This window comes from Caldicellulosiruptor sp. DIB 104C (assembly GCF_028198085.1).
Classification (GTDB): Bacteria; Bacillota; Thermoanaerobacteria; order Caldicellulosiruptorales; family Caldicellulosiruptoraceae; genus Caldicellulosiruptor; species Caldicellulosiruptor saccharolyticus.
Window position 1 is genome coordinate 504,746 of record NZ_CP116337.1, and the last position, 25,338, is coordinate 530,083.

Below are 25,338 nucleotides of genomic sequence, written 5' to 3' on the forward strand. Positions count from 1 at the left end.
ACATGGAGGAGTATTTAAAAACCATCCAACAAGGTCCATTCTCACCAACATGGGAATCTTTAAGGCAGTTCAAATGTCCTCAATGGTTTTTAGATGCCAAGTTTGGTATTTGGGCGCACTGGGGGCCTCAATCGGTTCCTATGTATGGTGACTGGTATGCACGCAATATTTATAGAGAAGGAGAGCCACAGTATTACTACCATTGGCGAAAGTATGGGCATCCTTCAAAGGTTGGTTACAAAGACATTGTTCAGATGTGGAAGGCCGAAAAGTTTAATCCAGAGGAATTAATTGATCTGTATATAAAAGCAGGGGCAAAATATTTTGTTGCTCAGGCTGTTCACCACGATAACTTTGATAACTGGAATTCCCGATACCATAGGTGGAATGCAGTAAATATGGGTCCCAAAAAAGATATTGTTGGGATGTGGGCAAAGGCTGCAAGGGAAAGAGGTCTTCCGTTTGGTGTATCAGAACATTTAGCAGCAAGCTTTTCATGGTTTGCACCAAGCAAAGGATGTGATTCAAGAGGACCATATAAGGGTGTTCCATATGATGGAAATGACCCTGCCTATGAGGATTTTTATCACCCAAATAGGGACGAGTATGAGTTAGAAAAACAGCATGGAAAGATTGTCAATTGGTACTCGCAAAGTGCACAGTGGCATATGAAATGGTTTTTAAGAATAAAAGATTTAATCGACCAGTATGAACCAGACTTTTTGTATTCAGATGGTGGTGTTCCATTTGGTGAGATTGGGTTGAGTATAGTTGCGCATCTTTACAATACAAGTGCCAAGAATCACAGTGGTATAAATCAAGCAGTGTACACTCAAAAAGACACAAATCCGGATGTGTATAAAATTGGTGTTTTGGACATTGAACGTGGAGCAGCCGAAGATATTCTACCTCATCCATGGCAAACAGATACATGTGTAGGTGGTTGGTTTTATGATGTAAGAGCTGTATATAAAACCCCGCAACAGGTAATTGAAATGCTTGTTGATATTGTCAGCAAAGGTGGAAACCTTCTTTTAAACATTCCACAAAAACCAGATGGCACATTGGATGATGAGTGTCTTTATATTCTTGATGAGATTGCAAAATGGATGAAAGTAAATGCAGAAGCCATATATGCAACACGTCCATGGATAAGATATGGAGAAGGTCCGACAAAAGGTCAAGGTGGAGCTTTCCAGGAGAAAAAACTCGAGTGGACAAAAGAAGATTTTAGATTTACACAAAAAGAAGGGAAAATTTTTGCTTTTCAAATGAAATGGCCAGAAGATAACAGAGCAATCATCAAAAGTTTGGGACTGTCAAGCGGTATCTCTGTCAAAGAGGTAAAACTTTTGGGTTTTGAAGATAAGCTTGAATTTGAACAGCTCGATAACGCACTGATAATCAAATTGCCAGAAAAGTACTGCAGCACAGGGTATCCACACTGTTTTTGCATAAAGTAAAAACTTTCCTTTTTCAGGGCTATTCCAAAAAAAGGCGGAATAGCCCTGATGGTTTTATCTGCTTTTTAAAGATTTTTTGATCTTAAAATCAAATTCACAATACTCTTTGTAGTTTCTTTCAAAAGCCGTGGTGCTTCTTTGAGACATCTGTCAAGCGATGATGCCATATCAACGATAGAGAAAATTGAAGTTATGCCTTCTTTTGAATATTCTTCAAAAGGACAATCAATAGACCCTGAAATAACAATTACCATCTTGCTGAACTTTGCCCCAAGTCTTGCAATTCCAATTGTAGATTTTCCAGATAAGCTTTGCCTGTCAAATCTTCCTTCACCTGTGATAATAATGTCTGCCCATTTGACATGTTCTTCTGCATTTGAAGCGCTGAGTATATAATCTATTCCTGATACGTATTGAGCGTTCAAAAAAGCCAAAAGTGCAAATCCTAATCCCCCTGCAGCACCAGCTCCGCTTGAAAGCGATAAATCTTTTCCGAGATACTCTTTGGCAACATTTGCAAAATTCCTAAGTCCCATATCAAGAAGCTTTACAGCATTTTCGTCTGCCCCTTTTTGAGGTGCAAACACATACGCTGCACCGTTTTCTCCATAAAGCGGATTTGTCACATCACACAAAACTGTGAATTTTATCTTGAGAGCATCTTTCAAAAATTCTGAATCATCAATCTTTTTTATTTTTACCAAGTTTTGCCCAATTGGTTTTAACTCTTCTCCATTTTCGTCCAGAAATTTCATACCAAGGCTATTTAGCATCCCAACTCCTGCATCATTTGTTGCAGACCCACCAATGCCAATGATGATTTCTTTCACTTTCTTTGAAATTGCGTATTTAATGAGCTCACCAACACCGTATGTTGTTGTGTAAAAGGGATTTCTTTCTACATCTTTTAAAAGAAGAAGTCCTGAACATTCTGCCATTTCAATAATTGCTTTGTCTTCAAAAAATCCTATCCTGCTTTTTATCTTCCTAAAAAGAGGGTCACTTACCTCAACCTCTTCTATTTTGGCACCGAAGATTTTAGACAGAGCTGTCAGAGTTCCTTCTCCACCGTCGGCAAGCGGAAGCTGGAAAACTTCTGCGCTTTTGTCAACCTCAATAATAGCTTCTTTTATTATCTCAGATGCAACTGAAGCGTCAAACGACCCTTTATATTTATCCGGTGCAACCAAATATTTCAATAACATTTCCTCCTTTCTTGTCAATCTTACCAATGCGAAGTTTACATTTATATTTTACCAAAATTCTTGTCAAATACCTTGCATTTTTAAAATAAAAGTATTTACTTATGCTTATTAAAATCGTTATCCAAGCAATTGACATTAACAATATAATGTATTAGAATATTTAATGTTTTAAAATAAGGCCCCGAGTATGAGTTGATAACATAGATTTTCAGAAAACAAAATTTCAAAAGGAGTGAAAACGAGAGCGATGAAGACATACCTTGCAAAGCCAAATGAAGTTCCAAAGAAGTGGTATGTGATAGATGCAACAGGAAAACCGCTTGGAAGGCTTGCAGCTAAAATTGCTGTGATTTTGAGAGGAAAACATAAACCCCAGTTTACACCTAATGTTGACACTGGAGACTATGTAATTGTGGTAAATGCTGAGAAGGTTGTTTTAACAGGTAAAAAGCTTGACAAGGATGGATACAGATATCATACAAAGTATCCAGGTGGACTTAAATTCATACCATATCGCAGACTTCTTGAAAAGCATCCAGAAAAGGCAATTGAGATTGCAGTGCGCGGAATGCTTCCTAAAAATAGGCTGAGAGATAGGTTTATGAGAAAGCTCAAAGTTTACAGAGGACCAAATCATCCACATGCTGCACAAAAGCCAGAAGTGCTGGAAATTTAGTTTTAAGGGGAGGATATGAAAGTGGCACAGATAAAATACTATGCAACTGGTAGAAGGAAAACTTCTGTTGCTAAGGTTTGGCTTTCACCTGGAAATGGTAAGATTATTGTGAACGATAAGAACATGGAAGAGTATTTTCCTCTTGAGACATTGAGAATTATTGTAAAGCAGCCATTGACACTTACTGAAACACTCAACAAATATGATGTAATTGCAAAGGTTAAAGGTGGCGGTCTTTCTGGTCAAGCAGGTGCTGTAAGGCATGGTATTGCAAGAGCTTTAGTGCTTGCAGACCCAACCCTAAGACCTGTTTTGAAAAAAGCAGGATTTCTCACAAGAGACCCACGTATGGTGGAGAGGAAGAAATACGGTCTCAAGAAAGCAAGAAGAGCACCCCAGTTTTCAAAAAGATAAAAAGTTTTTGCAGCTCCTTTTCCAAAAAGGAGCTTTTATTTTTGCAATTTCACCAATTTAAAATTTCACCTATTGACATCATCTCAAAAGCTGGATATAATAAAATTGTAGTTGCCAATGGGGGCATACCAGAAATGGTATGTCCCCATTTTGCATTTTAGGCGGATATAGACTTTCAAAATAAAATTTGGGGGTGTTTTGGATGAATTATGCTGATATTGTATGGGTACTCATTTCAACAGCTCTGGTTATGCTGATGACACCAGCGGTAGGTCTTTTTTACGGTGGTATGGTCAGAAGAAAAAACCTTCTTTCAACAATTACCATGTCAGCGTTGACTTTGGGGATAATTAGCATTGAATGGGTACTGGTTGGCTACAGCATGGCGTTTGGCCCTGACAGGTTTGGTTTGATTGGCACCTTAGATTGGGCAGGGCTGAGGAATGTGGGGTATAAACCAAATCCTGACTATGCGGCCACAATCCCACACCTTTTGTTTATGGCATTTCAAATGATGTTTGCTGTTATTACTCCAGCCCTGATTGTGGGAGCATATGTAGAAAGAATCAAATTTAGCAGCTATATACTCTTTACATTACTATGGGCTCTGTTTGTCTACAACCCTGTTGCACACTGGGTGTGGGCAAAAGGTGGATGGCTCAAAAACTTGGGCGCTTTGGATTTTGCAGGCGGCACTGTTGTGCATATTACTGCTGGTGTGTCAGCTTTAGGACTATCACTTGTACTAAGACCCAGGAAAGATTTTGGTAAAGTTCAGATGGAACCAAATAATGTGCCACTTACATTACTTGGGGCGTTTTTGCTCTGGTTTGGATGGTTTGGGTTCAATGGTGGTAGCAGCCTTGCTGCAAACGAGATTGGTGTCAATGCATTTGTTGTAACAAATGTAGCTGCTGCTTCTGCAGCAGTTTCCTGGATGATTATAAGCTGGCTTTACAAAAAACCAAGTGCAATTGGAATTGCAACAGGTGCGATTGTTGGACTTGTTGCAATAACACCTGCATCAGGTTATGTAAATGCTCTTTCAGCAATTGTAATAGGTGCAGTTGCATCTGTAATCTCATTCTACTTTATAAGACTTCGCGAAAGATTAAAGCTTGATGAGACTTTGGATGTATGGGCATGCCATGGCATGGGTGGAACTTGGGGGGCGCTTGCGACAGGCATATTTGCAAGCAAGGCGGTAAACCCTGGCGGAAATGATGGTTTGATATTTGGAAACTTTCAGTTATTTGTGGTACAGATACTTTCTGTAGCTGTTGTGTGGGCTTTTTCATTTGTAATTACATTTATAATAGCGAAAATTCTTGACAAGACAGTTGGGCTTGCTGTGACATATGAAGAGGAGACAGTTGGTCTTGACATATCCCAGCATGGCGAAGAAGCTTATGGCGGAATTTAATTTTGGGGGTGTTTTGAAATGAAAAAGATTGAAGCTATTATCAGGGAAGAAAAACTCAATGACCTCAAGGAGTGCTTAGAAAAAGAAGGAATCTATGGCATGACAGTTATGAGAGTAAAAGGAAGAGGTATACAGCGTGGTATTACCCTGCAGTGGAGAGCTGGAAGCTATACCGTTGATCTTCTTCCGAAAGTTCTTGTGATGATTGTTGTAAGCGATGAGAAGTTTGAAAAGGTTATTGACATTATTCTGGAGTGCTGCTCAACTGGCAACCCAGGTGATGGTAAGATATTTGTCTCAGAGGTAAGTGAGGTTATCAGAATTAGCAGCAAAGAAAGAAATGTAAGGATTTAGAGGTTTTTAAAAACACCAAAAATCAAAAGGGCTACCTCTCTGATAAAAAATTTTTTTGCAAAGGTAGCCCTTTAAATTTTTTGTATAATCTTTTTGTAAATCTCAAATTGCGTTTTTGCCATGTTCTCAGCAGAAAACTTTTCTTTTGCTTTTTGAGAAAGTCTTTTGCCAAAAGTTGTAATAAGTTCTTTGTTATTTAAAAGAGTTTCTATTTTTTTAGAAAGTTCTTTATAATCTCCTACCTCGAACAAAAAGCCATTTTCACCATCTTCAATCAAGTCAGGGACAGAACCTACTCTACTTGAGATACAGCATTTTTCGAGAGCTGTTGCCTCTAAGATTGAGTATGGGAATGTCTCTGAATATGAACTAATTACATTTATATCTATTGCATTGAAAAAATCATATGGATTTTTTATATTCCCAAGCAAAAAAACCTTGTTGTTTAATTTAAACTTATTTATCATATCTTCAAGAAACTCTTTTTGAGGTCCGCTACCGCCAATTAAGAATATTACATCAGGATTGTTTTTTACTACCAAGTGTGCAGCTTTGATAAAAACGTCCAATCCCTTTACTTTGTATAACCTACTTAAGTTTCCCACAATTGTTTTAGATTGATACAGGGATTTGTCGATGTATCTTGTCAAAAACGTATCTTTTTCTTCAAAACTTATCTCTTTGGCAAAGTCAAATCCGTTATATAAAAGAAAGATTCTTTCTTCATCTATTCCTAAACTTTTAATCTTGCTGATTAAGGCAGATCCAACAGAAATAAAATAGTCAAACCTTTTTAGTGAGACCTTGTTCAAGTACGAAAAAATAATCCTTTTATAAAACACGTCCTGAAAATCCAAGTCAAAGTCACTATGTATTGTTGTTATAAAAGGTATGTTTTTGACCTTCCTTTTGAGAAACATTCCGATAAAGTTTGCCCTCGCCCCATGGCAGTGAATTATATCATATCCTTCCTCTTCTATAAGATGATAAAGCTTGTCAACAACACTCAAATCAAATCGTGAACGCTGCGGTATAACATCTATGTCAATTGAGGCGTTTTTTACCTCATCATAAAACGGTCCATACATAAAGCAAATTATTTTTAGTTTAACCAGATTTTTCAATTTTGAACAGAGATTTATAATATGTGTTTTTGCGCCCCCAGTATCCCCACCGCTTATTAAATGCAAGACCTTCATTTTCTAAAAACAAACCTCCTCATTTTTACCATACCCATCAATTAGATTATATCATAACTCTTTATTAATAGGTGAAAATATGATAAAAATATATCGTATGGATTTGAAGAAAAGGTGATTTGAATTGAAAATGGTTTATGTCTGTCAAGAATGTGGCTACAAGACTTCAAAGTGGCTTGGAAGATGTCCAAATTGCTCAAGTTGGGACACGTTTGTGGGAGAATACGTAGAGGATAAGAAAAAAGAGATTACAAAACCTCAACAGAGTAATTTGAGACCTTTAAAGCTCTCAGATGTCGCAACAGAAGAAGAGAGGTTTTTATGTGGAATTGATGAGCTTGACAGTGTCCTTGGTGGAGGTTTTGTCAAAGGTGAGCTGATTTTGCTTGGCGGTGAGCCAGGGATAGGGAAGTCAACTTTGCTTTTGCAGGTTGGAAGTATATTGAGCAAGAGGATGAAGGTATTGTATGTCTCAGGTGAAGAAGGGGCAAACCAGTTAAAACTACGAGCCCAGAGGCTAAAAATAGATGGTGATATTGATATTTTATGTGAGACAAACTTTGACCTTGTTGAAAAACTGATTTTGGAACTAAAACCAGAGTTTATCATAATAGATTCAATTCAAACAATGTATCTTCCGGATAATCAATCAGCTCCGGGAAGTGTTACACAGGTTAGAGATGTGACAATGAAACTTTTGAAACTGGCAAAAAGCTTAAAAATTACAATTGTAATTGTTGGACATGTTACAAAAGACGGACTTATTGCCGGGCCAAGGGTTTTAGAGCATATGGTTGACTGTGTTTTATATTTTGAAGGTGAGCGATTTAATACATTTAGAATTATAAGAGCTTACAAGAATCGATTTGGACCAACAAACCAGCTTGGGATATTTGAGATGACCGATAGCGGGCTTGTTGAGGTAAAAAATCCTTCAAGTCTCTTTTTAGAGAGTAGCTACAATGTAGAGGGAGTTGCTATTTACTCTGCGATTGAAGGAACACGCGCTATTTTATTGGAGATCCAGGCACTGACTACCCCAACTTCTTTTGGTACTCCACGAAGGACTGTGACCGGAATTGACTATAACAGATGTGTAATGCTTTGTGCAGTACTTGAAAAAAAGGTTGGTCTTCCTTTGAATGTTCAGGATATATATGTAAATGTTGCAGGTGGATTTAAGGTTACAGAACCTGCGGCAGACCTTGCAATTGTGTGTGCAATTGCCTCAAGTTATAAGGGCGTGCCGATTGGAGATAATGTATTAATAGGTGAAGTGGGTTTAACCGGCGAGATTAGAGCAGTAAATAGCATTGAAAAAAGGCTAAATGAGGCTAAAAAACTGGGCTTTGAAAGGGCAATAATTCCAAAGAGGAATTCAGAAAATTTGTCTTCAGATTTTGGAATGAAGATATATGCAATGTCAAATATAGAAGAAGTATTTGATTTTATATTCTAAAAAAGAGAGTGATTTTCAATATGATCTTAAAAGAATTAAAAGAAATGCTAATTAAAGAAGGCGCAAGTGACGTTGGTATTTCAAATATACATGAATACCTTCCAGCTGAACTAAAAATGTTTAAAACCTGCATAACTGTAGCTGTAAGACTTTCTGACGCTATCGTAAATGAAATTGTGGATTCACCCACATTTACATATTACCACCATTACAAGGCAGTAAATAACCTCATTGACCTTTTGACTTTAAAAGGAGTATTATTTTTAGAATCAAAAGGATATTTTGCAATGAGCGTTGCAGCATCACAGAGTGTCCATGGCAAAGACAACGGTTTTTCAGGAGTTTTATCTCACAAGATAGGAGCAGTTTTGTCTGGCATGGGGTTTATAGGGAAAAACAACCTTTTTGTTCACAATAGATTTGGTCCGAGAGTAAGGCTTGGAACAATACTTACAACATATGAACCAGAAGAAAAAATAGAAAACCATATAATAGAGCCTCAATGTGGACAGTGCAATCTCTGTATTATAAGCTGCCCAGCACAGGCACTTCGTGGAAGTACATGGTACTTTGGCATTGATAGAAATGAGATGATAGACCCCCATGCATGTAGCACTTACATGAAGGAAAAGTTTAAGTATATAGGGCGTGGCCAGGTTTGTGGTATATGCATGAGGGTCTGTCCTTACGGAAATGAGGTCAAAAGATAGGAATTTTATCTTCTTAAAGTGTATGTGTGACAATTTGTTTTTTCTTTTGTGCCGTGAGCTGTTGAACCACCACCATCAACTGAGACTTCAATTGATGGAGCTGTACATCTTTTGTTGTCCCAGTACATGCAATCAGAGACATTACAGGTGATTCTATCTGGCATCTTATATACCTCCAATATTGATGTGATTTTTAAGTTTTCCATAGGTTATTCTCTGCAAATAATTTGAACTTTATTCAAAACCAATATTTTTAATTTTGGGTGAGAAAAGCAAATGAAAAATATTGTTATATCGGGATATTACGGACAATTAAATACTGGTGATGAGGCAATTCTGAGGGTTTTAGTTGACAGACTGAAAGAATATGAAAGAGAGAGCAACAGTAGCTTAAATATAGTTGTATTATCTTCAAGACCAGAACTGACAGCAAGGCTTTATAATGTGGAATCTGTCAACAGGAAAAAGATTCCTTCTGTTATAAAGGCAATTAAAAGATGTGATATTTTTATTTCTGGCGGGGGAAGTCTTTTTCAAAATGAGACGAGTAACAGAAGCCTTTATTATTACCTTTTTCAGATACTCGTTGCAAAGCTTTTTGGCAAAAAGGTTTTTATTTTTTCTCAGGGAATTGGACCCATTAAAAGATGGTATAATATACTTCTTTTCAAACATGTAATAAAACTTGCAGATTATATTACAGTAAGAGACTATGACTCATTTGATTTTTTGCATAAGCTAAAGATAAATAAAGAGGTTGAACTTTCAGCAGACCCTGCCTTTTTACTGAATCCGTGTTGTGATCAAAAAATTCAAAAACTTTTAGAAGAGTATGATATTGATTTTAGCAAAAAAACAGTGGGCATTGTGGTAAGGAAATGGAAAAAAGAAAAGAATATGACTGACAAAATTGCAGAGATTGCTGACATTCTTATAGAAAATGAAGGGTACAATGTTATATTTATCCCTTTTCAGGGCAAGTGGGACATAATCAAGATAAATGAGATTGTCTCAAAGATGAAAAATAGGCCGTATGTGCTAAGTGAAAAATTATCTGCTCATGAGCTTTTAGGGATTTTTAAGAAATTGGATTTAGTAGTTGGGATGAGGCTTCACGCTCTTGTGTTTGCAGCAAAGATGGGTGTTAAATTCATTGGTATTTCCTATGACCCAAAGATTGACAGTTTTCTAAAGATATATGGGTTTAAACCTGCAGGGTATGTAGACAGTTTCGATGAAAATAATGTGCTAATTAGCGTTCAATATATGCTATCTGATGGGAAAGTAACAAAGAAAATTGATGAGATTACAAAGAACATGACCCAGAAAGCTGAAAAGGCTTTTGAAATATTAAGAGAGGCTTTGAATAATATTAAGAAGAAAGATAGCATAAACATCTTAGGTGTGAGGATTGACTGTGTGAACTTTAAAAAGGCAAAAGAAAAGTGTCTTGAGTTTTTAAATTCCTCATCACCCCATATTGTTTTTACTCCAAATGTAGAAATGATTATGCTTGCACAAAAGGATGAAAAGTTTAAAAAGATTCTAAACTCAAGCGATTTAAATGTTCCAGATGGAATTGGGGTTGTATGGGCATCAAAATATTTTGGTGAAAAACTGTATGAGAGGGTTACTGGCTTTGACCTGATGATGGAATTGATGCCAGAGCTTGAAAGACATCAAAAAAGGGTGTTTTTACTTGGTGCAAAGCCTTCAGTTGCTGAAAAGGCAAAAGAAAATCTTTTAAAGATTTTTAAAAACTTAAGTATCTGTGGTACACACCATGGTTATTTTTCACAAGAAGAAAACGAAAAGGTGATAGAGCTTATAAACTCTTCAAAAGCAGACGTAGTCTTTGTTGCAATGGGCATGAAAAAGCAAGAAGAGTGGATTTACAAAAATAAAAAGAAGCTAAATTGCAAACTCATCATGGGAGTTGGTGGAAGTTTGGATGTACTCTCAGGTGAGGTCAAAAGAGCGCCAAAGATTTTCCAAAAGCTTGGACTTGAGTGGTTTTATAGGCTTATTACCCAGCCTTGGAGATTTAAAAGAATGCTTGCATTGCCCAAGTTTATATTTGTTGTTTTGAAAACTAAACTATTTGGGGGAAGATAGATGCTAAAAAAGATTTTCAGAGTTATATACGAATATGCTGCTATAACATTTGGTTCACTTTTGGTTGCACTGTCTTTAAACCTCTTTCTTGTTCCAAACAAGATTGCAGCAGGTGGATTTTCTGGTATTGCAACCGTTGTGTATTATGTCTCTCGTTTTAAACTTCCTGTTGGTATGACAATGCTTGCTTTGAACATTCCTGCTTTTATTTGGGGCGTGAAGACAATTGGAGTAGATTTTGGAGTCAAGAGTGTGTACGGTACAATAGCCCTTTCAGTTTTGACAGACCTGACAGCTTTCTTGCCCTGTATTACATATGATAAGCTATTAGCTTCAGTTTTTGGTGGAGCACTAATGGGGCTGGGACTTGCTATTGTGCTTTTGTACGGGGCAACAACTGGTGGAACTGAGATGCTTGCAAGAATAATTCATAGGTTTATCTCCTTTATCTCAGTTGGACAGATTCTTTTAGGGCTTGATGTTGCTGTAATTGCAATGGCTTCAATAGTATTTAAAAACTATGAACTTGGACTTTGGGCAGTTTTGACCCTTTTTGCATGTTCAAAAGTAATGGATGCTATCTTAGAAGGTGTCAACTTTGCAAAAGCACTTATAATAATCTCTGACAAATCAGACATAATCGCAGAGAAGATTCTAAAAGAGCTTGACAGAGGTGTGACAGGTCTTCATGGCATTGGCATGTGGACAAAGACAGAAAAAAACGTACTGCTTTGTGTTGTGAAAAGACATGAGGTAAGCCGTGTAAAGAACCTCGTCAAGAGCATTGATCAGAAAGCTTTTGTCATTTTAACAGATGTTCGTGAGGTTTTAGGTGAAGGTTTTTCTGTTTGAGTTAAAAATGATTTAATGGTATAATATAAAGAAAAAAGAAGTAAACCATCAGTTAATTGGTAAATGAGAATCCAAATTTCGTAAGGGAGGTTCAAGGTACAAGATGGACAAGGCAAAGGAGCTTGAGCTCAAAAAGATAGCAACTGAAATAAGAAAGAGCATAATTATTCAAACAGCTGAAGCTGGTTCTGGTCACCCTGGCGGTTCACTTTCTGGCGTTGAAATTTTGACATATCTTTACTTTGTTGAAATGAACATTGACCCGAAAAATCCAAAAGACCCGAATAGAGACAGGTTTGTTCTTTCCAAAGGTCATGCATCCCCGCTTTTGTACGCAGTTTTGGCTGAAAAGGGTTTCATAAGCAAGGAGGAGCTAAAAGGTTTTAGGCAGATCTATTCAAATCTCCAAGGGCATCCTGATATGAAGAAAGTGCCCGGGGTGGAAATGTCAACAGGGTCATTAGGTCAAGGGCTTTCTGTTGCAAATGGTATGGCACTTGCTGGAAAACTGGATGGGAAAAACTACAGAGTTTATGTTCTGCTTGGTGATGGTGAGATTCAGGAGGGTCAGATTTGGGAAGCTGCAATGACAGCTGCACATTACAAACTTGACAATCTCACAGCATTTTTAGACCACAATGGGCTTCAGATAGATGGTAAAATCACAGAGGTCATGTCACCCGAGCCTGTTGATGAGAAATTCAGGGCATTTGGCTGGCATGTTATAAAAATTGATGGGCATGATTTTAACCAGATTGAAAAGGCTGTAAACGAAGCAAAGACAATAAAAGGGAAACCCACAATCATTATTGCTGAAACAGTAAAAGGCAAGGGTGTATCATTTATGGAAAATGAAGTAGGCTGGCATGGTACAGCTCCTAATAAAGAGCAAGCTCAAAAAGCTTTAGAGGAATTACAAAAGCAGTATGAAGCTTTGGAGGTGCAAGGATAAGATGGCAAAAATAGCAACAAGGGAAGCATATGGTCAAGCACTGGCTGAGTTTGGTGAAGTGTACAAAGACATTGTTGTACTTGATGCAGACCTTTCAAAATCCACAAGGACAGAGATTTTCAAAAAGAAGTTTCCTGATAGATTTTTCAATATAGGAATAGCAGAGCAAGACCTTATGGCAACAGCAGCGGGACTTGCAACATGTGGCAAGATTCCTTTTGCAAGCACATTTGCTGTCTTTGCAGCAGGAAGAGCGTATGACCAGGTGAGAAACTCCATTGGCTATCCACATCTTAATGTCAAGATTGGAGCATCACATGCTGGTGTGTCAATTGGCGAGGACGGTGCATCTCACCAAATGCTTGAAGATATAGCATTGATGAGAGTAATTCCTGGTATGGTAGTGCTCTCTCCTTCTGATGCAGTATCCACGTATGAATGTGTAAGGCTTGCAATCGAACATGAAGGCCCTGTTTATATTAGACTTGGCAGGCTTGGTGTTGAAGAGATTTACAAAAAAGGAGAGTTGAATCTTTCTCTTGGTAAAGGTATTGTTCTGCAAAAAGGCACTGACGTTGGAATTTTGGCAACAGGGCTGATGGTCCATGAAGCTATAAAAGCTGCAAAGATGCTCCAGGATGAGGGAATTTCGGTATATCTTGTTGATATGCCATGCATAAAGCCAATTGATATTGATTTGATTTTAGATGTTGCAAAAATGACTGGCTGTATTGTCACAGCAGAAGAGCACAATATCTTGGGTGGTTTTGGAAGTGCTGTGTCTGAGGTTTTAATTCAAAATTATCCTATACCTGTTAAGATGGTTGGAGTAAATGATGAGTTTGGAAGGTCAGGAAAGCCTGAGGATGTTTTGAAATACTACAAGCTTACAGCAGAGGAGATTGTAAATAAAGCAAAAGAGGTTATGAAGATGAAAAGATAAAATATTATTCAATAGGTGAAATGCTGCCGCAAATTTTGGTCTGCGGCAGCTTTTTATTTTGTTGAGCTTGTGGTAAAATTTATTAGAGATAAATACATTGCATTTGTTGAAAACATACAAAAAAGTGGGGAAATTGCAATGGATGAGAGGTTGAGACTCAAAGAAAAGGTTCAGCATGGCAGTGCGGTGTTTCCTATAAATGTATATGAAAAAATATTTGTTCACGAAAACAATACTCTTCTACCTCACTGGCATGATGAATTTGAGATAGTCTATCTTGAAAAGGGAACGGCAAGTTTTAGAGTTGATGGCAAAGAATATTTTTTAGGACCAAAACAGTTTTTATTTGTCAACTGTGGGTCAATTCATGGTGGAAAAGCAGAGGATAATCCCGAACCTTATGCAATTGTATTTAATTTGAGCATGCTATTTTCCGAAGGTCCGGATATATGCAAAAGTAAGTATTTGCAGTCTGTTTCAGAAAGAAAACTACTTGTTCAAAATAGTTTTGAGGATGAACATACAAGAGAACTAATTTCGAACATAATCACAGTGTGGAAAGAAAAGCCAAAAGGTTATGAGCTTTTGGTTAAAGGCTATTTATTTGTTATATTTTATTATCTTTTTAATAAAAGATATGTGACAGCAAATTCTACTGACAGAGAGCTTGATTTAAAACTTGAAAAAATAAAGTCCGCGCTTGATTTCATCAATTCCAACTATTCATCTGATATAGATATTGACCTACTCGCAAAGCTTGCAAACCTGAGCAAATTCTATTTTTGTCGTCTTTTTAAGGAGATTACTCATCTTACACCAGTTGATTACATAAATAAGTTCAGGGTTGAAAAAGCAATTGAGCTTATTAAAAACACAAACATGAGTATTTCTGAAATTGCATTTGAAGTAGGTTTTAATAATGTGAGCTATTTTATAAAAGTATTTAAAGAGTATGTGGGTGTTACTCCATTCAGATACAAAAAAAATATCTTGTGTTAATATAATTTTCATTTCACTTTTCCTACCAATAGTTGCATTTCTTTTATAAAAGCAATCATTTTTATTGGATTAGTTTTTTGAGTATCGAAGTTCAAATTTTTTATATTGATTAGAGCAAAGTATTTATACTTTTTTGCAAAAAAGTATGAGAAGTAAAAAAAGGGGTTTTGTATAATAAAACTTGATTGTTTTGGACCTCTTTTATAAATAAATAATCGTTTCAAACCAAGTAAGGGAGGAAATTTACAAAATGAAATTTACAGAGGGCCTTTGGCGTGTAAAAGATGGAGTTAAGTTGTATCATCCAGCCCATGTATATGACTACGAAATTTCGAAAGATTCAGTTATAGTTTTTGCCCCAGCTCACTTCATTACAAACAGAGGACAAACTCTGCAGGGTCCTGTTTTCACTATACGCTTTTCGTCACCTTTTAAAGATGTTATAAGAGTACAAATTTGGCACTACAAGGGTCAAAAAAGCAAAAAGCCTTATTTTGAATTTTATAAAGAAGAAGGATATTGTCCTTGCATAGAAGATTTTTCAGATAATATTGTAATAACAAGTGGAAAGCTCAGAGCTGTTATTAATAAAAAAGATGAATGGAAAGTAGAATATTACTATGAAGATAAATATCTCACAAAAAACGGTTATAAATATCTTGGTTATGCAATCATGGCTGATAATAATACTTACATGAGAGAACAGCTTTCTTTGAGTGTTGGCGAATGTGTTTATGGGCTGGGTGAGAGGTTTACCCCTTTTGTTAAAAACGGACAAGTGGTTGATATGTGGAACGAAGATGGTGGTACAATCTCTGAGCTTGCTTACAAAAACATTCCTTTTTACATCACAAACCGTGATTATGGTGTTTTTGTGAATGATCCAGGGCGTGTATCATTTGAAGTTGCCACTGAGAATGTGGAAAGAGTCCAGTTTTCTGTGGAAGGTGAATATTTAGAGTATTTCATAATTGGTGGCAGCAGCATGAAAAATGTTTTAGAAAATTACACAAAGCTGACAGGAAGACCGCAGCTTCCTCCTGCATGGTCTTTTGGACTTTGGCTTACAACCTCATTTACTACAAACTATGATGAAAAAACAGTTACAAACTTTATAGATGGAATGATTCAAAAAGATATTCCACTTCATGTATTTCATTTTGACTGTTTCTGGATGAAGGATATGCACTGGGTTGACTTTGAATGGGACAGAAGGGTTTTTCCTGAACCATCACAGATGCTAAAGCGTCTAAAAGAAAAGGGAGTAAAAATATGTGTTTGGATAAATCCTTACGTGTCTCAGTTTTCAAAACTTTTTGATGAGGGAAAAGAAAAAGGGTATTTTTTGAAAAAGCCAAATGGTGATGTATGGCAGACAGATGATTGGCAGCCCGGCATGGCAATTGTTGATTTTACAAACCCTGAGGCGTGCAGGTGGTATTCAGAAAAGCTCAAAGAGCTAATTAAAATGGGAGTTGACTGTTTTAAGACAGATTTTGGTGAAAGAATTCCAACAGATGTTGTTTATTTTGATGGTTCAGACCCTCAAAAGATGCACAATTACTACACCTATCTTTACAACAAGACAGTATATGAAACGCTTCAAGAAACGTTTGGCAAGGGAAATGCAGTTGTGTTTGCAAGGTCAGCGACAGCAGGAAGCCAGAAATTTCCTGTGCACTGGGGCGGAGACTGTTTAGCTTCATATGAGTCTATGGCAGAGACACTCAGGGGTGGCCTTTCACTTTCACTTTGCGGGTTTGGTTTTTGGAGTCATGACATAGGGGGGTTTGAGAGTACAGCAACACCAGATCTTTACAAGAGATGGGTAGCATTTGGGCTACTTTCTTCACACAGCAGACTTCATGGGAATTCTGCATATAAAGTTCCTTGGCTTTATGACGAGGAAGCAGTTGATGTACTTAGATTCTTTACGAAATTAAAATGCAAACTTATGCCATACATCTTTTCAGCGGCTGTAGAGGCAGTAGAGAAAGGAATTCCAGTTTTGAGACCCATGGTATTAGAGTTTCCAGATGACCCAGCATGCGAGTACCTTGATAGACAGTATATGTTAGGAAGTAGCCTCTTAGTTGCTCCAATCTTCTCACCAGATGGCGAGGTTCAGTATTATGTTCCAGAAGGCGTGTGGACAAACATATTGACAGGTGAAAAGATTGTTGGTGGCAGGTGGAGAAAGGAAAAACATGATTATTTTAGCTTGCCGCTTTTGGCAAGGCCAAATTCTATAATTCCAATAGGAAGTTGTGACACAAAGCCTGATTATGACTATGCTCAAAATGTAACATTGAATGTATATGAATTGGAGGATGGGAATACTGTTTCTGTAGCTGTAAAGAATACAAATGGCGAGACAGAACTTGAGTTAGAAGTAATAAGAGAGAAAGATAATATATCAATAAATGTATTAAAGGATACTCAAAAGCCTTGGAAGCTTATTTTCCATGGACTTAACTTAAGATCTCAATTTAATGCTTTAGTTAGTAAAAAAGAAGATGGATGTGAAGTAGTTTTAGAATCAGCAAGTAAAAAAGCACTGTTGAGTGTTGAAAAAACAGAGTTATAATTAGAATTAAAGAAATCTAATGGGTGAGAAAAAAATGAAACTTTTTTTTACAAATTTAAAAATAAAGAAAAAATTCATATTAGCTTTTGTGATTTCTGCTTTAATTCCCCAAACTATTTTGGGGATTATTCTTTTTTTAAACCTCAGAGCAATTGCTTTGGAAAATGCTATCAAAGACACAAGGAAAAATGTTGAGGATGTAAAAATCAAACTTATGGATATTGTACAGAATGCTGTTGATATTTCTAATAAATTATATCTTGATAAAAAACTTCTGAATATACTTTCAACAGAGTACAAAGATGTATCCAAAATATACGATGATTATATTTCATATACAGAGCTTTCCAATCTCATGTCTATTTACAACAAAAATATTCATGCAATAAAAATTTATGCCTTTAATCCCACTTTACTTGATACAGGTGAAATTGTAAAGGTTGACGATTATACGAAAAATCAGGAATGGTTTAAAGAAGCCATAGAGGGCGATGGGAAGATTTTATGGGAGCTTGTGTTTGACAATAATCCATTTCGACCACAGTATTATTTTAGCTTGATAAGGCTTATAAAAAACTCTTATGGTGAAAGAATAGGTGTAATGGTAATTTACATAAAGAAAGAAAAGCTTGAGGAAGTATTGTCATTGCACTTAAACACATTAGTTATTACCAACAAAGGAATAATTGTTGCTGCAAAAGACAAAGATCTTGTTGGTAAGAAACTGAATTTTAATTTTTCCTCTCAGGATGGCAAACTTATTGAAAACGTCAATATTGATGGTCAAAGAACAATGGCAATTTTAGGTACAATTAGTGCAAGTGAAAGCGGAAGTAGCTTTCTCAAAGTCATTTCCTTTTTCTCGAAGAAAGAGATATTTAAAAGGGTCAACAAAATAACTTTTATAACGTTTGTGCTTATACTTGTTAATTCTTTAGTATCACTTCTTCTTATGCTCTTATTCTCTAAACTGATAACTGACAGAATTGCAATCTTGAACAAAAAAGTGAATGAAATTTCGCATGGCAATTTAGATGCACAGATAAATATTTTAGGCAACGATGAGATTGGACAGCTCACAGAGAATATAAAAACAATGGCTAAAAATATCAAAAACCTGATTGACCAGGTGTATTTGGCAGAGGTACAAAAACAACAAATAATTGCTAAACAAAGAGAAATCCAGTTTGAGATGCTTTGTAGTCAAATAAATCCTCATTTTTTATTCAATACTCTTGAAGCTATCAGGATGAAGGCTTTTTGCACCGGTCAGTATGAAATAGCTCAAGTTGTTTATTTGCTGAGTAATTTGCTCAGGAAAAGTATAGAGATGACAATAGATTTGATAACTTTGGAAAAAGAAGTTGAGATTGTTAAAGAATTTTTAGAAATTCAAAAGTTCCGATTTGGAGATAAAATAGATTACAAAATTGAAGTTCAAGATGACCTTCTTTCATCAAAAGTACTTCCGTTTATTATCCAGCCACTTGTGGAAAATTCAATTAGGCATGGTATTGAACCAATGATAGGAAAAGGAACCATTGAAATTAAGGTATTTGAAAAAGATGGAACAATAAAGATAATTGTTACAGACAATGGTGCTGGAATGCCTAAGGAAAAGTTTGAGGAGGTCTTACAGTCGTTAGATAGCAAAGACAAAAGCCATGTGGGACTGAAAAATGTTTATCATAGACTAAAACTATTTTATGGGGAAGAGGCAAAGATTTTTATAAATAGTGAACTTGGCAAAGGCACAAGTATTGAAATTCAAATTCCAAAGAGGTGAAGAGGTTTTGCTAAAAGCAATTTTGATTGACGATGAGCCTATAATATTAGAGGGTCTTCAAAAAATTATTGATTGGAAAGCATTGGGATTTGAGATTATTGCCACCGCTCAAGATGGAATAGAAGGATTAGAAAAGATAAAGAAATTTAAACCTGAAGTTGCTTTAGTTGATATCAGAATACCTGGAATAGATGGGCTTCTGCTTATAAAAAAGTTAAAAGAGGAAGGTGTGAATACCAAAGTTATAATCCTTTCAGGGTATTCTGAGTTTGAGTATGCAAAAGAAGCAATTGAGCTTGGTGTTGAAAGTTATTTGCTAAAGCCTGTTGACCCGCATATGCTTGAGCAGAAGTTAGAGAAAGTGAAACAAAAGATCAGTCAAGAAATTGAACTGCAAAAAGTAGTGCGGACCACTCAAGAAATCGGTTTGGAAAAAGTAATAGAAAAACTTTTGCTGGGGGCATTTGATGAGCATGAAATAAATTATATCAGTAGTTTTTATGGGCTCTTGCTTCCATGGAATAAATATCAGGTTGCTATAGTAACGTTTTGTAGCAAGAATAATCAAAAGGTTATAGAAGAAAAGATATTTCAATTAAAAAGAGAGGTAGATTTGTTTTTAAAAAGAAATTGTTGTGGATATTCAACAATTATTAATCATAATATATGTATTCTCTTCAAAGATTTTTGGTATCCCTTCAATAGCAAAAGTATTAACATATTAAAGGAAAACCTAATAAAAATAGTTGGCAACCAAGTGGTAATTTCAATTGGTAGTGAAGTAGATGATTACACTCTTATCAAAGAGTCGTTTAAAGAAGCAATAGAATTGCTTGAAAAGCGATTTCTATTAGGATATAAAGGAATTGTTTACATAGGTGAGTATGTGGAAAATATTGAAGGTAAAAAAATCAACTTTGATAATAAAGAGTGTACTGAAAAATTAGCAATGGCTATTGCACTAAATGGGTTTGAGAGCATTAATCGGATAGTTGAAGAAAAGAGTGAACAACTTTTATACAGTAGAATGTCTGAAGAGGATATAAAGATAAATTTCTCAAACTTTTATATTGAGACTTTATATAAATTGTCGCAAAATGAGCTTTATAAACCTCTTGTTGAAAAATATCTTAGCCAAGAGATTTTAAAGAGTTTTTACATTCAGCCTACCTTAACAGAATTAAAAGGTTTGATAAAATTCTACTTTGTATCTCTTGCAGATGAGATTAATAAATTAAGTCCTGATAGCCTAAAACAGAAGATTGCAGACTTTATAGAGAGAAACTATTTTGCAGATATAAAATTAGATACAATTGCCAATGCTTTTGGATACAATAGCTCTTATTTTAGTAAGCTCTTTAAAAAGATATTTGGAGAGAACTTCACAGTGTATTTAGATAGAATACGGGTAGAGAAGGCTAAAGTCTTTTTAAAAGAAGGATGTAAGGTATCTGAGACATGCAAAAAAGTTGGTTTTGAAGATGTTGATTATTTTTGTTCAAAATTCAAAAAATATGTAGGACTTTCACCAAAGGAGTATAAAGAGAAATTAAAAAATTGATAAATATATCAGAAAAGAAGCTACAAAAAATGGCTTCTTTTTTTGTTTTTTAAATGTCTAAACTGTAGGGTATAAGATGTCAAAAAAATAGGGTATTGTAATTTTATTTTTCTCTTTAAAATTGTTTATGTCTGAACAATAGGCAACAAGGTGAAATATATTTTTGGAGGCTTTAAAATGAATAGAGCAAAACTTTCCAAAAAACTGTGGCGGCAAAGATATCTAATTTTAATGATTTTTCCTTTTATCATATGGCTTATTATTTTTAGGTATGTCCCACTATGGGGTTGGATTATGGCTTTTCAAGATTATAAACCTGGTAAACCTATTTGGAATCAAGAATGGGTTGGATTTAAGTGGTTTGTTGAGATGTTTCAGGACCCTGACTTTTACAAAGCTATGAGAAATACATTAATAATGAGTTTTATGGGTTTGATCTTTGGCTTTCCACTACCGATAATCTTAGCTTTGCTTTTAAATGAAATAAAAAATATAGCATTTAAAAGAACGGTCCAGACAATTTCATATCTTCCACACTTTGTTTCATGGGTTGTTGTGGCAAGCTTAGTAAGCGAAATTCTATCACCAAGCGGTGTGATAAATCAAATTTTACAAAAGCTTCATCTCACAAATTACCCAATTATGTTTATGGCAGAGCCACGTTACTTCTGGTGGATAGTTACATTTTCTGATATTTGGAAAGAACTTGGATGGAACACAATTATATTCTTGGCAGCAATCACATCAATAAATCCTGAACTGTATGAAGCTGCAACAGTTGATGGTGCGGGAAGATTCAGAAAGATGATAAGCATAACCCTTCCAGGAATAATGCCCACAGTTATAGTTCTTTTAATTTTAAGTATTGGAAACATAATAAACATAGGTTTTGAAAAACAATTTCTTTTAAGAACAGCGGCAACAAGAGATGTTGCTGATGTCATCGACCTTTACATACTTACATATGGTATTGGAACAGGCAGATACTCTTTTGGAACAGCTGCAGGTGTTTTCAAATCAGTTGTAAGTTTGGTACTACTTGTTTTTGCTAACTGGTTTTCTAAAAAGACAACTGGCTATCGCATGATGTAAAAAAAACTTGACTCAAGGGGGCATTTTAAAGTGAAAAAGAAAACAGCAGGAGATTTGGTCTTTGAAGTATTTAATTACCTACTAATGATAATTTTGGCAGTGGTCACTCTCTATCCTTTTTTACACGTTTTAGCTGTATCACTTAATGACCCTTATGATACAGTAAAGGGTGGAATTACTATATTTCCACGAAAGTTTACGTTGATAAATTATATAGAAACATTAAACTATCCCCAAATTCCGTGGGCAGTATTGATAACTGTGCTGAGAACAGTTATTGGAACTTTTGTTGGTGTTTTGTCAACTGCTATGGTTGCTTATGTTATAAACAGGAAGGATTTTATTGCACGAAAACCAGTTGCAATAATGTTTATTATTACTATGTATGTTGGTGGAGGCTTGATTCCTGATTACATGCTAATAAGAGGACTTGGACTTATGAATAACTTTTTGGTGTATATACTTCCCGGTCTTATAAGTCCTTTTAACGTTATTGTTATAAAATCATATATGGAAGGGATTCCACCGGATTTGGAAGAATCGGCAATGATAGATGGTGCAAATGATTTTTTGATATTTTGGAAAATAATTTTACCGCTTTGCGCTCCTGTTATTGCAACAATTAGTTTGTTTATTGCAGTTGGACATTGGAACTCTTGGTTTGATACATATCTGTATTGCTCAAGTGAACCAAAGCTTACCACCTTACAATATGAACTTCAAAAGATTTTGTCTAACGCAACCGCATCTTCTCAAGTAGATTATTATAGTAATCTTGATCCTAACAGGACCATGAAAGTCACACCACATTCATTGAGAATGGCAATGACAATAATTGTAACACTTCCCATATTGCTTGTGTATCCATTTATTCAGAGATATTTTATACATGGTATGACAATTGGTGCAGTAAAAAGCTAAATGTCAAAAAAGTTGTTAGAATTTTGGTTTTAAGCTGGTTACTCCAGCTTAAAATAAACTAAAAACATAAAAAAGGGGAGGTTTTGAAAAACTATGAGAATCTCAAAAAGATTTTTTGCAGTTATTTCGGTAGTTGTTATAATTAGCTTTGTCTTAGGTATTTGTTTAGTTGGTAATGCTGGGAGTTCAAAACTTGTAAAGCCTCTCAAGCCAACACCCGAGGCGAAAAAGCCAATTACACTCACTATGTATAGTGCTGAAACAAACCCAAATGATGATGGTTTTAAGTCACCAGTTGCACAGAAGATAAAAGAACTTACAGGCGTTACATTAAAGATTGAGTATGCAATAGCTCAGGGTGCTGGTCAACAGAAACTTCAACTCATGGCTGCAAGTGGTGATTATCCAGACCTGGTATATGCAAAAGGAGACTTGCAACTTCTTAAGAATGCTGGTGGTATTGTACAGTTAGACAGTTTAATTGAAAAGTACGGTCCTAATATCAAAAAAGCATATGGCAAAAACCTTAAAAGACTCAGATGGAGTCCACAGGACCCACATATTTACTGTTTGGGAATTACAACAGACAATGACGCAACTTTGGATGTTAATGGCGGTTTTATGATTCAGCACAGAGTAGTAATTGAACAAAAGTACCCAAGAATAAGAACAATCAAAGACTTTGAAAATGCAATAGTCAAGTACTGGAAGAAACATCCTACTACAGATGGACTTCCAACAATTCCGCTCACACTTTCTGCTGATGACTGGCGAACTGTTATATCGGTTACAAATCCAGCTTTTCAGGCAACAGGCGCACCAGATGATGGAGAGTTTTATGTTGATCCAAAAACTTTGAAAGTAATAAGACATTATAAACGTCCAATTGAAAAAGAATATTTCAAATGGTTAAATCACTTGTGGAACGCAGGAATCCTTGATAGAGAGACATTTGTCCAGAAAGACGACCAGTATAAAGCAAAAATTGCTTCTGGAAGAGTTCTTGCTTTAATTGACGCGGGTTGGGCGGTAGGTGAACCAATTACTGCTCTCAAGAAGGCAGGTAAGTACGAATACACATATGGTTATTATCCTGTTACAGTTAATGAAAAAATAAAACAATGTCCACCTGATGTAAAAGTTGGATATACAGGTGGTTGGGGTGTTGCTATAACAGTAAAGTGCAAAGATAAGGTAAGAGCAATTAAATTCCTTGACTGGATGTGCACAGAAGATGCTAATATCTTAAGACAGTGGGGTATTGAAGGTGTTCATCACACATATGTAAAGGGCAAGAGGGTATTTTTGCCAAAGATTGACCAGATGAGAAAAACAGATCCAACATTTTCTAAGAAGACTGGTATAGGTGCATATGTTTATCCATTCCCAAGACTGCCCAATACGTATATTGATTCGACAGGCAATCCAATTGCGCCTGACACAAGAAAAGAAGATATAAGAAAGAACTATAGTGATGTTGAGAAGAAAGTATTGTCAGCATATAAGGCAGAAATTTGGAAAGATTTGTTCCCAAAAGCTAATGAGTATCCTGAAAAGACATGGGGTTATTTATGGATGATATCCATTGACGATCCGAATATCAAGACTATTAACGATAAGATTTGGAATTATACACTATCAACAATTCCAAAGGTTGTTATGGCAAAAGAAAAGGATTTTGATAAGGTATGGAACGATTTTCTGGCTGGGTTTGAGAAACTTGGCAATAGCAAGGTTGAAGAGTATTACACAAAGAGAATCAAGCAAAATATTGAACTGTGGACAAAATAATTAAATTGATGTTATTTTAAAAATTGTGGATTGTGAAAGGGGCTGTCTGAAGATGGGGCAGCCCTTTTATTTTGTCATAATTTGTAGTATAAAATAATTAATATTCTCTTCTTAAATTGAGGGATTTGAGAATGTTAGAGGATGTACTAAAAATTATCTTTGCGATCTTAGCAGGTGGGCTTATTGGTATTGAGAGAGAAAATGTTCACAGACCGGCAGGTTTTAGAACTCATATTTTAGTCTGTGTGGGCTCTACTCTTGTGATGATGACATCACAGTATATTTTCAATGTATACTACAAGGGCCACGCAAACATAGATGTTGCGAGGCTTGGTGCTCAAGTTATCTCGGGTATTGGTTTTTTGGGTGCAGGGACAATTATAAAAGATGGTGCGACTGTAAAGGGTTTGACAACTGCTGCAACTTTGTGGGCTGTTGCATGTATTGGTCTTGCAATTGGAATCGGGTATTACAAAGGAGCTTTTTTGGCAACTGCAGCAGTGTATCTTACTTTGATTCTATTAAAAAAGTTTGAAGTAAGATTTGTTTCAAAAGGAATTTTGAGGACAATTATTGTTGAGGGTCACAATCTAAGAAGTTCTATTCAAAAGATAGATTCAATTTTGACTTCACACTCAGTAACTATAAAGGATATTAAATTTATGCATGAAGAGTCTGAAAAAGTGTTTTATAAAGCTTTAGTTCTACCAGATAGCAATATAAACCAGCTTATTACGGATTTATATTTGGTTGAAGGTGTGAGCCGCGTAACTTTTGAATAAAAAATACTTTTAAAAAAATTGTAGTGTGGTATAATTATCATTCAGAAAATTAAA

General features: G+C 35.7%; 22 protein-coding genes. 19 read left to right on the forward strand and 3 right to left on the reverse strand.

Translation table 11 applies throughout. The features are described 5' to 3' along the window. Positions 1–2: 2 nt before the first annotated feature. The gene (locus tag PGC14_RS02335) at positions 3–1,463 is read left to right on the forward strand and encodes an alpha-L-fucosidase (RefSeq protein WP_271629423.1); all 1,461 of its coding nucleotides are present in this window, start codon (positions 3–5) and stop codon (positions 1,461–1,463) included. A 65-nt stretch (positions 1,464–1,528) separates the two neighbouring features. Here the strand turns inward: PGC14_RS02335 and PGC14_RS02340 are convergent, their stop codons facing one another. Further along, positions 1,529–2,662: a glycerate kinase gene (locus PGC14_RS02340; RefSeq protein ID WP_271629424.1), complete on the reverse strand. Its 1,134-nt coding sequence runs from the start codon at positions 2,660–2,662 to the stop codon at positions 1,529–1,531. Between the two features lie 253 nt (positions 2,663–2,915). Here PGC14_RS02340 and rplM point away from each other — a divergent pair, with 253 nt between their 5' ends. From rplM to PGC14_RS02360, 4 genes are all read left to right on the forward strand, one after another. Then, positions 2,916–3,344, forward strand: coding sequence for a 50S ribosomal protein L13 (rplM, locus tag PGC14_RS02345; RefSeq protein WP_011916879.1), 429 nt, complete (start codon positions 2,916–2,918; stop codon positions 3,342–3,344). Between the two features lie 21 nt (positions 3,345–3,365). After that, positions 3,366–3,758, forward strand: coding sequence for a 30S ribosomal protein S9 (gene rpsI, locus PGC14_RS02350; protein ID WP_045165221.1), 393 nt, complete (start codon positions 3,366–3,368; stop codon positions 3,756–3,758). Between the two features lie 202 nt (positions 3,759–3,960). Next, the gene (locus PGC14_RS02355) at positions 3,961–5,181 is read left to right on the forward strand and encodes an ammonium transporter (RefSeq protein ID WP_271629425.1); all 1,221 of its coding nucleotides are present in this window, start codon (positions 3,961–3,963) and stop codon (positions 5,179–5,181) included. 18 nt (positions 5,182–5,199) lie between these two features. Beyond that, positions 5,200–5,535 carry a P-II family nitrogen regulator gene (locus PGC14_RS02360; RefSeq protein WP_011916882.1) on the forward strand — a complete coding sequence of 112 codons (336 nt, stop codon included), beginning with the start codon at positions 5,200–5,202 and terminating at the stop codon, positions 5,533–5,535. A 71-nt stretch (positions 5,536–5,606) separates the two neighbouring features. Here the strand turns inward: PGC14_RS02360 and PGC14_RS02365 are convergent, their stop codons facing one another. After that, positions 5,607–6,734 (reverse strand): glycosyltransferase, encoded by a 1,128-nt coding sequence (locus tag PGC14_RS02365; protein WP_271629426.1) that lies wholly within the window; start codon positions 6,732–6,734, stop codon positions 5,607–5,609. Positions 6,735–6,864: 130 nt separating this feature from the next. Between PGC14_RS02365 and radA the strand changes: the two genes are divergently transcribed. Together radA and PGC14_RS02375 are read left to right on the forward strand one after the other, a co-directional pair. Beyond that, positions 6,865–8,193 (forward strand): DNA repair protein RadA, encoded by a 1,329-nt coding sequence (gene radA / locus PGC14_RS02370; protein ID WP_271629427.1) that lies wholly within the window; start codon positions 6,865–6,867, stop codon positions 8,191–8,193. Positions 8,194–8,213: 20 nt separating this feature from the next. After that, a complete protein-coding gene (locus tag PGC14_RS02375) occupies positions 8,214–8,903 on the forward strand; it encodes a 4Fe-4S double cluster binding domain-containing protein (RefSeq protein WP_271629428.1) in 690 nt (229 codons plus the stop codon). A 5-nt stretch (positions 8,904–8,908) separates the two neighbouring features. Here PGC14_RS02375 and PGC14_RS02380 read toward each other — a convergent pair whose 3' ends face one another. After that, complete coding sequence (locus PGC14_RS02380; protein WP_011916886.1) at positions 8,909–9,067, reverse strand: DUF1540 domain-containing protein; 159 nt, start codon at positions 9,065–9,067, stop codon at positions 8,909–8,911. Between the two features lie 112 nt (positions 9,068–9,179). On the opposite strand from PGC14_RS02380, the gene csaB reads away from it, so the two are divergent. The 12 genes from csaB (at position 9,180) to PGC14_RS02440 (ending at position 25,284) form a co-directional block, all read left to right on the forward strand. After that, entirely contained in the window at positions 9,180–11,018 is a 1,839-nt protein-coding gene (gene csaB / locus PGC14_RS02385; RefSeq protein ID WP_011916887.1) for a polysaccharide pyruvyl transferase CsaB, read from the forward strand. After that, positions 11,019–11,870 (forward strand): YitT family protein, encoded by an 852-nt coding sequence (locus PGC14_RS02390; RefSeq protein ID WP_039765084.1) that lies wholly within the window; start codon positions 11,019–11,021, stop codon positions 11,868–11,870. 103 nt (positions 11,871–11,973) lie between these two features. Beyond that, positions 11,974–12,822 carry a transketolase gene (locus PGC14_RS02395; RefSeq protein ID WP_039765086.1) on the forward strand — a complete coding sequence of 283 codons (849 nt, stop codon included), beginning with the start codon at positions 11,974–11,976 and terminating at the stop codon, positions 12,820–12,822. Between the two features lies 1 nt (position 12,823). Further along, the gene (locus PGC14_RS02400) at positions 12,824–13,765 is read left to right on the forward strand and encodes a transketolase family protein (RefSeq protein ID WP_039765088.1); all 942 of its coding nucleotides are present in this window, start codon (positions 12,824–12,826) and stop codon (positions 13,763–13,765) included. A 138-nt stretch (positions 13,766–13,903) separates the two neighbouring features. Beyond that, a complete protein-coding gene (locus PGC14_RS02405; protein WP_127351437.1) occupies positions 13,904–14,764 on the forward strand; it encodes an AraC family transcriptional regulator in 861 nt (286 codons plus the stop codon). Between the two features lie 250 nt (positions 14,765–15,014). Next, positions 15,015–17,351, forward strand: a complete 2,337-nt coding sequence (gene yicI / locus PGC14_RS02410; protein ID WP_271629429.1) for an alpha-xylosidase — start codon at positions 15,015–15,017, stop codon at positions 17,349–17,351. Between the two features lie 34 nt (positions 17,352–17,385). Continuing rightward, on the forward strand, positions 17,386–19,137 hold the full coding sequence (locus tag PGC14_RS02415) for a sensor histidine kinase (RefSeq protein WP_039765092.1): 1,752 nt from the start codon (positions 17,386–17,388) through the stop codon (positions 19,135–19,137). A gap of 7 nt (positions 19,138–19,144) precedes the next feature. After that, on the forward strand, positions 19,145–20,698 hold the full coding sequence (locus PGC14_RS02420) for a response regulator transcription factor (protein ID WP_039765145.1): 1,554 nt from the start codon (positions 19,145–19,147) through the stop codon (positions 20,696–20,698). A gap of 177 nt (positions 20,699–20,875) precedes the next feature. Next, positions 20,876–21,790 carry an ABC transporter permease gene (locus PGC14_RS02425; protein WP_039765094.1) on the forward strand — a complete coding sequence of 305 codons (915 nt, stop codon included), beginning with the start codon at positions 20,876–20,878 and terminating at the stop codon, positions 21,788–21,790. Positions 21,791–21,820: 30 nt separating this feature from the next. After that, a complete protein-coding gene (locus PGC14_RS02430; protein WP_039765096.1) occupies positions 21,821–22,711 on the forward strand; it encodes a carbohydrate ABC transporter permease in 891 nt (296 codons plus the stop codon). A gap of 93 nt (positions 22,712–22,804) precedes the next feature. Further along, positions 22,805–24,502 carry an ABC transporter substrate-binding protein gene (locus tag PGC14_RS02435; protein ID WP_271629430.1) on the forward strand — a complete coding sequence of 566 codons (1,698 nt, stop codon included), beginning with the start codon at positions 22,805–22,807 and terminating at the stop codon, positions 24,500–24,502. Positions 24,503–24,633: 131 nt separating this feature from the next. Then, complete coding sequence (locus PGC14_RS02440) at positions 24,634–25,284, forward strand: MgtC/SapB family protein (protein WP_127351444.1); 651 nt, start codon at positions 24,634–24,636, stop codon at positions 25,282–25,284. Positions 25,285–25,338: the final 54 nt, after the last annotated feature.